Genomic DNA, 12,368 nt, shown 5'->3' on the forward strand with positions numbered 1-12,368 from the left:
CGTACCGGCGGACCCGGGCTCAGGCCTGGTTGACCTCGTCGCGCCAGGAGACCCAGTCGCGGAGCAGGCCGAGGTCGTAGTCGGGCCCGGAGACGCTGACGGTGAAGAGGCGGGTGCCGACGTCGAGTAGCGACTTGCCGATCTGGTCGGGCGTCTTGCCGCCGACGCCGGTCGAGCGCTCGATCTCGCCCGGGTCGCGGCCGATCGTCGCGCAGTGCCCGTCCAGTACGGCGTGCTTGTGCGCGATCGTCTCGGCGTCGCCGAAGCCGTGCCAGATGGTCGCGTGCTGCGCCACCAGCTTCAGCGTCTTCTTCTCGCCACCGCCACCGATCAGCACCGGGATGTCCCGCGTCGGCGCCGGGTTGAGCTTCGCCCAGCGCTGCTCGATCCGCGGCAGCGCCTCACCGAGCGCGTCGAGCCGGCCACCCGCGGTACCGAACTCGTAGCCGTACTCGTCGTAGTCGCGCTCGAACCAGCCGGAGCCGATGCCGAGGATCAGCCGGCCGTCGCTGATGTGGTCGACGGTGCGCGCCATGTCGGCGAGCAGGTCGGGGTTGCGGTAGGTGTTGCAGGTCACCAGCGCGCCGATCTCGACCCGCTCGGTCGCCTCGGCCCAGGCCGCGAGCATCGTCCAGCACTCGAAGTGCAGGCCGTCGGGCTCACCGGACAGCGGGTAGAAGTGGTCCCAGTTGAACGCCACGTCGACGCCGATCTCCTCGGCCGCCGCGACGGTACGCCGGATGTCGCCGTACGAGGCGTGCTGGGGCTGGACCTGGAGGCCGATCCGGACCGGGAAGGCGCTGTACGGACGGGGCGTGGAATCGGTCGATGTCATGACCTGAATCCTATACGCCGTTTCGGAGGATCCTCCGGTACGGTCACGATCCGGGCGGCCGGCCGCTGACCTGAATCGGATCGCCGCGAAGGTGCGGCGCGCGTAACGGATCTGCTCTACGGTCGATGTAGCTGTCGAGGGGGAGGGGCCTTCAGCATGCGCATCGAACAATCACGTCGGCGATCAAAAGGCCGGCGGTAGCCGTGCGAGTTCTGCCGGTACGGCCCTGGGCGGACAGGGCCAGGCTTGCTGTCTTCTTCAGCAGGCTTGCCATCAAGGAACATCTCCGTCCGCGCCTGCATGTCAAGCCGCTTGCGGCCGAGCTGTTCCTGACCGACAACTGCAACCTGAAGTGCGTCAGCTGCGCCTGCTGGCGGACGGTCACCCGCAAGGAGCTCGACGGCGCCGAGTGGCGGGACGTGATCGACCAGCTCGCCGCGATGGGCATCGTGAAGGCCAACTTCACCGGCGGCGAACCGCTGCTACGACGCGACGCCCCGGAGCTGATGGCCTACGCCTACAGCCGTGGCATCCGCAATCTGCACGTCAACACGAACGCGGTGCTGCTGGACGAGAGACGCCGTACCGCGGTGCTCGAAGCCGGCGTCCGCAGCTTCAACATCTCGGTCGACGGGCCCGACGCGGAGATCCACGAGCGGATCCGTGGCGTCGAGGGGTCGTTCGACAAGACCATCGGCCGGCTGACCGAGCTGGTGGAGCAGCGCACGCGGCTGAAGCTCCGGGTCCGGATGAACTTCACCGTGATGCGATCCAACATCGAGTCGCTGCCCGAGATGATGCGGCTGGCGCAACGGCTGAAGGTGCAGCTCTATCTCAACCTCGCGACCGACAAGACGTTCCTGTTCCGCGCCGGGCAGGTGACGCTGGAGACCCGGATCGGTACGGAGCAGATCAACTCCGTGCTGGCGGAGGTGGAGCAACTGCTGCGGACCGACGGCCGCTACCTGCCGCACTTCTCCGAGCTGTCCTACTTGCGCCGCCACTTCGACGACGACCTGCAGGCCGGCCTGCCGTGCGCCGAGTCGCAGCTCAAGCTGATGGTGCACTCGACTGGTGAGGTCGGCGGCTGCTGGGCTCACGATGCCCACGACAACGTTCGGGAGAAGACGATCGCCGAGATCATCGACGGCCAGCGTTACCGCGAGGACCACGACCGATTCTTCAAGAAGGAGTGCAAGGGCTGCGGCAGCAACTATGCGCTCAATCTCGCCTGGCGGCCGAGCAGTCACGTCGACAACCTGCTCTGGCACGCGGGGCTGCGAAGCCTCGCGCCGGCTGGTTCATGAGATCTTCGGTCTCCCTGTACGACGCGCTCGCGGCGACGTACGAGGATCACTTCGCGGCGCCGCACCGCAAGGCGTACGACGACCTGGCCTGGGAAGCGTGTTGCGAGGCCATCGGTACGTCGCCCGGCGTGGTGATCGACGTCGGTTGCGGGGTCGGCCGCTGGTCGCGCCGGTTCCTCGGCCAGGGGCATCGGGTGATCGGTATCGAGCCGGCGCCCCGGATGTCGGAGCGGGCCGCGTGTTTGCAGGACGAGAACTTCACCCTGCTCCGCGACCGGGTCGAGCAGGTCACGTTGCCGGCCGGCAACGTGGACGCGGTAGTTGCCATGGGCTCCTTGCAGTACACGGCCGATCCGGCCGCGACGATCGCCCACTGCGCGGCCTGGCTTCGGCCGGGCGGTGTGTTGTGCGTGCTGGTCGACTCGCTGTTCGGGCTCGTGGTCGAGCTCGTCCGCGCCGACAAGGGCGGTGAGGCGATGGAACGGCTCTACAGCCGGCGCGGTGTGTGGCGCATCGACGACCAGGAGGCCGATCTGCACCTTCTCGACGTGGCGAGGCTGGGCAGCGCGTTCGTCCAAGCAGGCTTGGAAGTGACCAGTACTTCGGGGTTGCTCGTCGGCGCGAGCCTCATCGGCCGCGATGACCTGGTGAGCGCGTTGAACGCCGACTACGACCGTCAGCTCGGTCAGGAACGCGTGATGGCCGACTTCCCGGAGCTCGCGGATCTCGGCAAGCAGTTGCTCGTTATCGGCCGCCGGACTGCGTGATCCCCAGTACTGCGCAGACCACCCGCTCCGCATCGGCCGGGTTCATCTCCGACGACATCGGCAGCGCGAGAACTTCCCGAGCCAATGTGTCGGTCACCGGTAGCTCGACGGCGGGTTCTGCGTGGCCCTGCCAGTCTTGGCTGTGCAACACGGGCGCGTAGTACGGCTTCGTGCCCACTCCTCTGCGGCCGAGCTCCTCTGCCAACCGGTCACGGTCGGGGAAGCGAGCCACCCAGTGGACCCAGGCGTGCTCATCGCCGGGCAGCACCTGCTGGGGGATCGCTGCCGGGATCAACTCGGCATAGGCTTCTGCCACTCTCCGGCGGCGTTCAACCAGAATGTCCAGGCGCTCGACCAGGTCGACCGCCGCGGCGGCATGCACCTCGCCGAGCATCGACGATCTCGTCCAGTCGACCGGCCGGATCAACCTCTCCAGGCGATCCGACGGGATGACGACGAAGCCGCCGGCTCCGGCTGCCGAGACCACCTTGGCGAAGCTCATCGAGAACGAGTGCGCATCCGCCTGGCTGCCGACCGGCCGACCGTTGGTGGTGCTGCCGAGGGCAGGGGCCGAGTCGGCCACCAGCTGAACGCCGTACCGGTCGCAGATCGTTCGAAGTGCTGGGTAGTCCGCAGGTGCGCCAAGGGTGTCGACGGCAACTACCAGGCTGACATCGCCGGGCCTCAAGGCCGTCTCCAGTGATTGTGGATCGAGGGTCCAGGTCAGTGGATCGACGTCGCAGAAGCGAAGTTTGTAGCCGAGCTGCGCAAGGGCTTCCCCAGTGGCGACGAAGGTGAAGGATGGCAGCACGGCGACTTGCCCGGGCGAAGCCGGACCGGCCACGGCCAGTACTGCGAGTCGCAGCGCCGCCGTACCGGATGCCGTTGCCAGCAAGGTGTGCTGGTCGGTCAGCTCCAGTCGCTCGCTCAGCAACTCCGCGAGCCGGGTGGTCAACGGGCCGCCACTCTTCAGTACGCCGGACTGCAGCGCCGAGGCGGAGCGGGCTGCCACGCGATCTGGCGCGAACGGCAGCGGCGGAATGACGACCGGAAGGGGCGGGCTGAACTGTGGCACCACCTCGCGACTGAGCTTGCGGACGAAGGATCGCAGCGTCGAGACGAGATGGTGATCCTCGACCACGTCGAGCATCCGGAGGAAGGTCTTGACGTCGAGGTCGCCGGTGCTGTCGTCGGCAGGTGAAGGCAGCACTTCCACCGGCAGGTCGAGATCCAGTTCTTCGAGCACGATCTTGGCCAGGTCGGTGAGTCGCAACTTGCCGGTGCCCGCGTTGATCAGGCCCGCGACATCTTCCCGCAGTACGGCGGTGGCCAGGTCGCTTGCGGCGACGAAGGTCCGCACGCTGTCGGTGACGCGGATCGGCAGGCCGACCAGGGCGCGACGGGTGATGCGGGCAACGACCCGGTCCTGTCCGTGGCCGAACAGATTGGCCGCCCGGAAGATCGTCAGCCGGTTGGCCGGAACCACCGAAGCGGCGAGCAACTCCTGCGCTCGCTTCGCCAGACCATAGACCCAACGGCCGGTCGGATCGGCTTCGGCGAGCTCACGGCAGAGCGGGGCCGCGAGCCATGGCGGGCAAGGGCTCTGGGCCAGCTGGATGGCCTTGTCGCACCAGTCGGTGAGGGCTGCATCGTCCAGTGGGAGCTCGCACTGCTCCGTCAAGGGAGCGGGTGCGCGGCCGTAGACCTCGGCGGAGGAGATCAGTGTGACGTCGCGATTCGCGAGCGCGGGCAGCAACCGGGCAGTGGCCAAGGCGTTGTCGAGCACGAGTTGCCACGGGTGGGCCGAGCGCGGATCGCTGTTGCCGGCCAGCAGAACGACCCGGCCTTCGGGAAGAACCGGTGGGTCGGTGAGCAGGTCCAGTTGATGGAACTCGCTGTCGTCCAGCGGAGGCCGTCTGTCGACGACGGCGATGTGGCGGCCCGTCGTACGGGCATGCTCGCGCACCGCGGACCCGACGAATCCCGATCCACCGACGAGCACCACCGAACGGCTCGTGGCCATGACGGCTCCCCCCTAGTGCCCCCCATCCGCGGCAGGCCCCCCGATGCCACGTTGCGGGAACTGTATCCCGCGCAGATCCCGATTACCATGACCGGATGACGCAGGGGGGCCGGCGGACATTGTTGGTGTCGAGCAGCGGGGGAGTGCTGCTCGACGTACTCGCGTTGCGCCCGTGGTGGCGCAAACACGAGGTGTCGTGGGTGTCGGTGGAGGCGCCGGATACGGCTGAGTTACTGGCCGCGTACGACGTTCGGTGGGAGCCAGAGCTTCGTCCGAGCCAGGTCGTCGAGCTGGTGCGGGCTGTGCTGCGCGCGCGAGCGGTGTTGCGTAGTACGGGAATCGAGCTGGTGGTGTCAGCTGGGAGTGGAGTCGCGGTGCCGTACTTCTTGGCCGCCCGCGTGGCCCGAGTGCCGGCCGTGTGGGTGGAGACGTTCAACGTGATCGGCAAGCCCGGGCTCGCGGCCCGGCTCTGCGCCACGCTGGCGAGCCAGGTGGTCGTCCAGCACCCTGAGTTGCTGGCCCGGCACCGTCGCGCCGTGAATGTCGGTGAACTCTATTGAGCCGCCTCAACGTCTTCGTCACGGTGGGGATGGGGCCGTGGCCTTTCGACCGGCTGATCGCTGCCTGTACGGCGTTGTGCGCCGATCATGACGTGTTCATCCAGACCGGTACGTCGACTGTGGTTCCGCCGTGCGAGCACGCTCCCTTCATCGGCTACGAGGAGACCGTACGGCGGCTTGCGTCGGCAGACGTGGTGATCACGCATGCAGGCAACACGGTGCGGCTGGTGCAACGGATGGGCAAGGTGCCGATCGCGATCGCGCGGGAGGCGGCGCGCGGTGAGATGCGCAACGACCACCAGGTCGAATACCTCGTCGCCGAGGAGCCGCGCGGGACGGTGGTCGCGTTGTGGGGAGCGCTCTCTGATCTTTCTGAGCGGGTCCGGGTGCACCCGGAGCGTTCGGTGCAGTTGCTGGCAGCAACCAAACCACTTGCTGACGTCAACGAAGCCGCGCTGGAAGACCTGATGGATGCGACCGTCGGTGTTGTTGCCTCGGACAACCCGTTCCGGAAGCATCCGACGGCTCGCTATGCCTGGGCTTTCGAGCAACTGCGATCACGGACGGGGCGGCACCTCGATCTCGGCATTGGCGACGGGACCTTCCTGTCAGCGCTGACGGACCGTACTGCGCTGCAGGTAGTCGGAGCCGACCCGCATCCGGGCTACCTCACCTCGATCGGTGCCGAGCGCCCCGGGCAGCGCCTGGTTCGAGTGGGGGAGGAGTTGCCCTTCGCGGATGAGTCTTTCGACTCGGTGACCATGCTCGACGTGATCGAGCACACCCGCAGCGATCAGGCCACGCTGTCCCAGGTTCGGCGGGTACTACGCCCTGGTGGGTTGCTCGTGCTGACGGTGCCGGCGCGGCACGTGTTCTCGTTCCTCGATCCGGACAACGCGAAACTGCGGCTGCCGAGGCTGCATCGCGCGGTGTACGCGGCCCGGTTCGGGCGAGAGGTCTACCGGCAGCGGTTCGAGGATTCGTCGGACGGGTTGCGTGGTGACATGGCCTGGGAGCGGTCGGAGCACACCAATTACCGGGCCGAGGATCTGCTGGAACTGCTTGGCCAGGCAGGGTTTCAGCCGCAGTCCAGGGACGGCGCCAATCTGTTCTGGCGATTCCTGCAGATTCCGGCGCTACTCGCTCCGCAACGAGCGCGGGCTCTCTTCGATGCTCCGCTGCGGGTCGACGGTTCGCTCTTCCGGTCGGCCAACCTGTTCCTGACCGCCATCCGGGTCTAGCGCCGTCCGGAACCAGGCGATCGTGCGGGCGATGCCTTCGTCGAAGCCGGTACGAGGTTCCCAACCATCGAGCACCTTGGTCGCCAGCGCGATGTCGGGTCGGCGCACCATCGGGTCGTCCTCGGGCCGTGGGATGTAGACGAGTTCCGACGACGAACCGACTAGGGCGCGGATCCTGGTGGCGATCTCGTGCACCGTCAGCTCGTCGGGGTTGCCCAGATTCATCGGACCCGGGTGGTCGGAGGCCGCGAACCGGCTGACTCCCTCGACCAGGTCGCCGACGTACTGCACGGATCGGGTCTGGCTGCCGTCGCCGGCGATGGTCAGCGGGACGCCCCGGATCGCCTGGGTGACGAAGGCCGGGATCGCGCGGCCGTCGCCCGGGCGCATCCGTTCGCCGTAGGTGTTGAAGATCCGGGCGATCCCGGTGTTCACGCCGTGCGCACGCCGGTACGCCATCGTCAGCGCCTCGGCGTACCGCTTCGCCTCGTCGTACACGCCGCGCGGTCCGACCGGATTGACGTGTCCCCAGTAGTCCTCGCGTTGCGGGTGCTCGCGGGGGTCGCCGTACGTCTCCGAACTCGACGCGAGGATGAAGCGTGCGCCCTTCTCCCGCGCCAGTCCGAGAGCGTGCAACGTCCCGATCGCGCCGACGGTGAGCGTCTCGATCGGCAACTGCAGATAGTCGACCGGACTGGCCGGCGAAGCGAAGTGCAGCACCAGGTCGACGGGTCCCGGCACGTGGATGTAGTCGACCAGATCACACCGCACCATCCGAAAGTCAGCCGATTCGAGCAGATGCTCCACATTGGCCGGGCTACCGGTGACGAAGTTGTCCAGACAGATGACTTGATAGCCGTCATCCAACAGCCGCTCACACAGATGCGACCCGAGAAACCCAGCCCCACCAGTCACCACAGCACGCCGCATCAGATCCCCCTCCGTCAGCGAGTCCCCCCGGACCCATGCCAGCCAGGGTAAACCCAGCCGATCAGCTGGTCCCGGCAACTTCTGCTGGTCCCCGCAACTTCTGCGCCCACCAGCGCATCGAGTCTGGTAGCCGCGATCTCCGCGGACTCGGCGAAGGGGCTTGTCATGCGTAGATATCGACCGTGGTTCGCCGCGGCAGTGGCCGCAGTACTAGTGCTGGTACCAGGCACCTCGTACGCCGCGCCGCCGGCGCCGGGCGGGCGCATCCTGTACCTCGCCCTCGATGACGCGGCGGGCGGAGGCGCCAAGATTCAGAGCGTGCGGCCGACCGGGCACGACGTGCGGGACACCGGCCGGACGGCGTTCTTCGGCGCGTCGCCCGACTACTCGCCCGATGGCAGCCGGATCGCCTACATCGACGGGTTCAGCTTCCGCACGATGGCGTCCGACGGCAGCGACGACCGGTGGCTGGTCGATGGGGGGTCCGGTCCCGCGTACCCGCGCTGGTCTCCCGATGGCCAGTCGATCGTCGGCGAGGTCGGCGGCGACATCTGGTCGGTCAGCAAGGACGGCTACGCAGGCGGCTGGTCCGATCTCACCGGGGCGCACGACAGCAACGATCTGGTCCCGTCCTGGGCGCCGAACGGACATCGGTTCTCGACGTCGACGTTCAACGATCTCCGGATCTACAGCGCGGACGGCGCGACCACGCTCAAGATCATCCCGCTGCCGGGCGCCTACCGGCAGGCCTGGAACCCGAAGCGCAACCAGCTCGCGGTCGAGGCCCTAGGTGACCTGTGGCTGGTCGACATCTCGTCCGGCGCGATCCGGCGGCTCACGAACACGCCGAACGTGCAGGAGCTGAGCCCGGTGTGGTCGCCGGACGGGCGCTGGCTGGCCTACGGCCGAGGGTCCGGCACGTACAACAACGATGTCCCCGGGCTCGGCGTCAAGCCGGTGATCTGGCTGATGGACAGCAACGGCGGGCACCGGCATTCGGTGGGTGTCGCTGGGATGCCGTCCAGTTGGCGGGCCGCGGGCTGACCCCTGGAGCGACGAAGGTTGATCCTGCGTGCCGGGCCGCCGGCGCGCGGGATCAAGGGGGTTCCGTGGACGAGCCGGATGAGGTTGCGGAGTTCGCGCGGTTGTTCAGCGGGTTCCTCGAGCGGATGCAGAACGCTCCGGCCGAGAACGCGCGGGAGAGTGTCAGAGAGCGGTTGCTGGCGCATCTCGGGGTGGATCCCGAAGAGCTTCCGGTGGTGGCGGCGACGTTCAGCTCCTTCGACCTGCCGAACGTCCAGCTCGCGGTGGAGGCGTGGTTCGACGACTTCGAGGTGATCGGCCTGGCCGGTTCCGATCGCAACCACTACTCGTTCTCGGAACTGCTGGAGGTCTCGGCCCACCGCCGGTACGGCATCGGCTCGGTGGATTATCAGCGAGTCTCGATCGCGGTCGACCAGGAGATGGATTGCGTCGCCTTCGGCTTCTACCTCGGCCGGCAAGGCGATGACCGGTACGTCGCGTTGCTGCGAGCTGCCAACCCGCAGTACGGACGTTCTGGGGTGCAGTTGGAGGTCATTGCTACCAGCAAGGAAGCCGGAGAGCGCTTCCTCGGGGAGCTGCCCGCTCTGATCCTTCAGCACAACGTGTTCCGGGGCCAGGTAGTGTCGTTCGAGGGGCACGAGTTCGGTGCCGGCGTTGGGCCGTTCAGGTTGCATGCGCGGCCAGGGATCTCCCGGGACGACGTGGTGCTCGCGGACGGTGTACTGGAACGCGTCGAGCGCGAGGTGATCGGCATCGCGGAACACCGCGAAGTACTGCTCGAAGCCGGCCAGCACCTGCGTCGCGGCGTGCTGCTGTACGGACCGCCAGGGACTGGAAAGACACACACCGTGCGGTACCTGCTGTCGCGGCTGCCCGAGTTCACGGTGGTGCTGCTGGCGGGCACGAGCATCGGGTACATCTCGGAGGCCTGTGGGCTGGCGCGAATGCTGCAGCCGGCCCTGGTGGTGCTGGAGGACTGCGACCTGGTAGCGGAGGCCCGGGATCACGGCCATGGGGGAGGGCCGCTGCTCTTCCAGGTGCTGAACGAGATGGACGGCCTGACCGAAGAGGCGGACGTCGCCTTCCTGCTCACCACCAACCGCGCCGACCTGCTGGAGCCGGCCTTGAGCCAGCGCCCCGGCCGGGTCGATCTCGCGGTGGAGATCCCGCTGCCCGACGCTCCCGGTCGTGCACGGCTGCTCTCGCTCTACGGGCCGGCCTTGGAGCTCGGTCCCGAGGTCGTCGACGAGGTGGTCGCGATGACCGAGGGCACCACGGCGTCGTTCGCCAAGGAGCTCGTACGCCGGGCAGTACTCCTGGGCGCCGAGAACAACTCCCGCCCCGGCGACGCCGAACTCCGCGCCGCCGCCGAGGATCTCCTCTCCGCCCGCGACACCCTGACCCGCCGCCTGCTAGGCGCCACCGACCCAGTCCCGTACTCCGTCCCACCAGAAGCCACTCCCGGCCTCGCCCCGAGGTCTTACTGACAACGCCCGGTGCTGGTCACCCGCTGCGAGTCGATCACTCGCACACATCGGGAGGCGGTGTCAGCGGAGTTCAACGCGGTCGGGAATTGTCGGAGTGGGCGGATAGGTTTCCGGTCATGGAGCTGCATTGACGACCCGACCCGCCCACCGAGGCAGGGGAAAAGGAGACGCTGGTCGCGTTCCTCGACTTCCAGCGCGCCACCCTCGGCTGGAAGTGCGACGGCCTGACCCCCGAGCAACTGGGCACCGCCGCGATCGCACCGTCGCCGATGACCTTGCACGGGCTGATCCGGCACGTCACCGAGGACGAGCTCGGCTGGTTCGTCGGCACCTTCACCGACAAGCCCGCCGGCTACCCGTACCACTCGCCCGAGACACCCGCGGCATCCTGGACAGACCTCGACCCAGCCAGGTACGCCGACGACCTCCGCCGCTACGACGCTGCGGTCGACCAGGCGCGCGCCGCGATCGCAGACCTGGACCCAGGCACCGTCGGTGAGGACGAAGGCCAGCGCTACTCGTTGCGCTGGGTGCTCACCCACATGATCGAGGAATACGCCCGCCACAACGGCCACGCCGACCTACTCCGCGAACGCCTGGACGGTGTCACCGGCGAGTAAGAAGCGCCCAGGGTGGTGGTCGGGCGGACACGGATCCAAAGGTCAGCACGTACGCCCCGCCTGCCATCACGTGGTGAACGTCATTCCCTGCCGCGCAGCGGGTCGCGACCGATGAAGCCGAGCAGGCGGGTCTGCACGTCGGCGTCGTCCGGCACCGGCACGGCAGGCCCGTACTGCCCCGAGGACCGCAGCAGCTCCTCGATCGGCGCCATCCCGGCGAGCAGGTCAGCGCAGGTCTGCGGGTCGAGCCGCTCGTCCTGGCCGGTGGCGCGGGCCAGGTCCCAGGTGTGCATGAACACGTCCGAGGTGTAGAACCGGTCAACCGCATCCGGCAGCGGCAGCTCGCCCACCATCGGATGCCGGAAGGGGGTGGCCGCCTCCGGCCCGTCGAGCAGCCGCTGCACCGCGTCGGCGTGTACCTGCCAGGCTGCGACCGGGTCTTCCTCCGGCGATGGGCCGTGGTCGAGCACCAGGCCGGTCGCGCTCTTCAGGAAGCCCGGGAACCACTCGACCAGGTGGCCGACCACATCCCGCGCGCGCCATCCGGTTACCGGAGCCGGCGCGTCCCAGTCGGACGCGTCCTGCACCCGGGCGGTGAATTCGGCGGCCACCGCGCGATGACGCTCGGCCGGGCTAGTGGGGAGAGTCATGCCTTTACTCCTTCGACGGTCCCGGCGATCTCACCGGAGGCGAGTAAAACGTCAAGCTTGGCGTAGCCCTGATCCATGCCGATCTCCATCCCGCTGCGCAGCCAGGCGTCCCGGCTCTCGAAGCTGTCGCACAGCGACTGGGTGCGCAGCCGGGTGCGGCCGTCGCCGAGGTCTTCGAATTCGAGCGTCTGCAGCGAGACTCCGTCCGGGTCGCCCTCCCAGGTGAAGGTCTGCACGATCCGGTCCGGCCGGACCTCGTGGAAGCAGCCGTAGAAGCCGAACTCCATCCCGTCCCGGGTGGAGACGTAGCGCCAACTGCCGCCGGTGCTGGCGTCCCAGCGGTCCACGGTGGTCGTCATCCCGTCCGGACCGACCCACCGGACGAACAGCTCCGGGTCGGTGTGGGCCCGAAGCAGCTGGGCCTGGGTGGCCGCGAAGTCCCGGGTGACGCGGATGATCGGGAGCGCCGGATCCGCCTCGATCACCGCCTTCTTCACTGTGTCGATCATGCTGTCTCCTCGCGCGTCGGGTCGTGCCCGGCCGCCTCGTCGTCCATCTCCGCCAGTACGGCGTCCAGCCGCTCGTACCGGGCCTCGGCCCGCTGCTGGTAGCGCTCGATCCACTTCGTCATCAGGTCGAAGACCTCCGCCTCGAGGTGCACCGGGCTGCGGTGGCTCTCCGCGGAGCGGCTGACCAGGCCGGCCTGTTCGAGCACCTTCAGGTGCTTCGAGATGGCCTGCACGCTCACCCGGTACGGCGCCGCCAACTGCCCCACGGTGGCGTCGCCGTCGGTCAGCCGCGCCACCAGGTCGCGCCTGGTCGGATCGGCCAGGGCCGCGAACACCTGCGTCAGCGGGTCACTCATCTCAGCCCCCGAACCTCAACTGCTTGGTTGACGATGACC

13 protein-coding genes are annotated in these 12,368 nt (G+C 68.1%); 7 read left to right on the plus strand and 6 right to left on the minus strand.

The genetic code is table 11. From position 1 onward, the window contains the following. Positions 1-19: 19 nt before the first annotated feature. Positions 20-835, minus strand: coding sequence for an LLM class F420-dependent oxidoreductase (locus F1D05_RS03580; protein WP_185445988.1), 816 nt, complete (start codon positions 833-835; stop codon positions 20-22). Between the two features lie 203 nt (positions 836-1,038). On the opposite strand from F1D05_RS03580, the gene F1D05_RS03585 reads away from it, so the two are divergent. Next, the gene (locus F1D05_RS03585) at positions 1,039-2,142 is read left to right on the plus strand and encodes a radical SAM protein (protein ID WP_185445989.1); all 1,104 of its coding nucleotides are present in this window, start codon (positions 1,039-1,041) and stop codon (positions 2,140-2,142) included. Then, positions 2,139-2,909, plus strand: a complete 771-nt coding sequence (locus F1D05_RS03590; protein WP_185445990.1) for a class I SAM-dependent methyltransferase — start codon at positions 2,139-2,141, stop codon at positions 2,907-2,909. The genes F1D05_RS03585 and F1D05_RS03590 overlap by 4 nt, the downstream gene beginning before the upstream one ends. On the opposite strand, the gene F1D05_RS03595 is transcribed toward F1D05_RS03590, so the two are convergent. Next, on the minus strand, positions 2,887-4,932 hold the full coding sequence (locus tag F1D05_RS03595) for a DegT/DnrJ/EryC1/StrS family aminotransferase (protein WP_185445991.1): 2,046 nt from the start codon (positions 4,930-4,932) through the stop codon (positions 2,887-2,889). The two genes, F1D05_RS03590 and F1D05_RS03595, sit on opposite strands and share 23 nt — an antisense overlap. 95 nt (positions 4,933-5,027) lie before the next feature. Here F1D05_RS03595 and F1D05_RS03600 point away from each other — a divergent pair, with 95 nt between their 5' ends. Next, positions 5,028-5,492 (plus strand): UDP-N-acetylglucosamine--LPS N-acetylglucosamine transferase, encoded by a 465-nt coding sequence (locus F1D05_RS03600; protein ID WP_185445992.1) that lies wholly within the window; start codon positions 5,028-5,030, stop codon positions 5,490-5,492. Continuing rightward, entirely contained in the window at positions 5,489-6,733 is a 1,245-nt protein-coding gene (locus tag F1D05_RS38645; RefSeq protein WP_206686063.1) for a methyltransferase domain-containing protein, read from the plus strand. Before F1D05_RS03600 ends, F1D05_RS38645 begins: the two co-directional genes overlap by 4 nt. Here the strand turns inward: F1D05_RS38645 and F1D05_RS03610 are convergent. After that, positions 6,629-7,663 carry a UDP-glucuronic acid decarboxylase family protein gene (locus F1D05_RS03610; RefSeq protein WP_185445993.1) on the minus strand — a complete coding sequence of 345 codons (1,035 nt, stop codon included), beginning with the start codon at positions 7,661-7,663 and terminating at the stop codon, positions 6,629-6,631. The two genes, F1D05_RS38645 and F1D05_RS03610, sit on opposite strands and share 105 nt — an antisense overlap. A 165-nt stretch (positions 7,664-7,828) precedes the next feature. Between F1D05_RS03610 and F1D05_RS03615 the strand changes: the two genes are divergently transcribed. The 3 genes from F1D05_RS03615 to F1D05_RS03625 all read left to right on the plus strand — a co-directional run bounded on the left by F1D05_RS03615 (position 7,829) and on the right by F1D05_RS03625 (position 10,814). Then, positions 7,829-8,707: a TolB family protein gene (locus tag F1D05_RS03615; protein ID WP_185445994.1), complete on the plus strand. Its 879-nt coding sequence runs from the start codon at positions 7,829-7,831 to the stop codon at positions 8,705-8,707. Positions 8,708-8,772: 65 nt separating this feature from the next. Further along, on the plus strand, positions 8,773-10,194 hold the full coding sequence (locus tag F1D05_RS03620; RefSeq protein ID WP_206686064.1) for an AAA family ATPase: 1,422 nt from the start codon (positions 8,773-8,775) through the stop codon (positions 10,192-10,194). A 170-nt stretch (positions 10,195-10,364) separates the two neighbouring features. Beyond that, the gene (locus tag F1D05_RS03625) at positions 10,365-10,814 is read left to right on the plus strand and encodes a DinB family protein (protein ID WP_185448977.1); all 450 of its coding nucleotides are present in this window, start codon (positions 10,365-10,367) and stop codon (positions 10,812-10,814) included. Between the two features lie 80 nt (positions 10,815-10,894). Here the strand turns inward: F1D05_RS03625 and F1D05_RS03630 are convergent, their stop codons facing one another. Genes F1D05_RS03630 through F1D05_RS03640 form a run of 3 tightly spaced genes read right to left on the minus strand, consistent with a single transcriptional unit; the run spans position 10,895 to position 12,329 of the window. Beyond that, complete coding sequence (locus tag F1D05_RS03630) at positions 10,895-11,464, minus strand: TIGR03086 family metal-binding protein (RefSeq protein ID WP_185445995.1); 570 nt, start codon at positions 11,462-11,464, stop codon at positions 10,895-10,897. Continuing rightward, a complete protein-coding gene (locus F1D05_RS03635) occupies positions 11,461-11,973 on the minus strand; it encodes an SRPBCC family protein (RefSeq protein ID WP_185445996.1) in 513 nt (170 codons plus the stop codon). The genes F1D05_RS03630 and F1D05_RS03635 overlap by 4 nt, the downstream gene beginning before the upstream one ends. Beyond that, positions 11,970-12,329 (minus strand): ArsR/SmtB family transcription factor, encoded by a 360-nt coding sequence (locus F1D05_RS03640; RefSeq protein WP_185445997.1) that lies wholly within the window; start codon positions 12,327-12,329, stop codon positions 11,970-11,972. Before F1D05_RS03640 ends, F1D05_RS03635 begins: the two co-directional genes overlap by 4 nt. Positions 12,330-12,368 lie beyond the last annotated feature (39 nt).

The sequence above is a fragment of the Kribbella qitaiheensis genome (assembly GCF_014217565.1).
Lineage (GTDB): Bacteria > Actinomycetota > Actinomycetes > Propionibacteriales > Kribbellaceae > Kribbella > Kribbella qitaiheensis_A.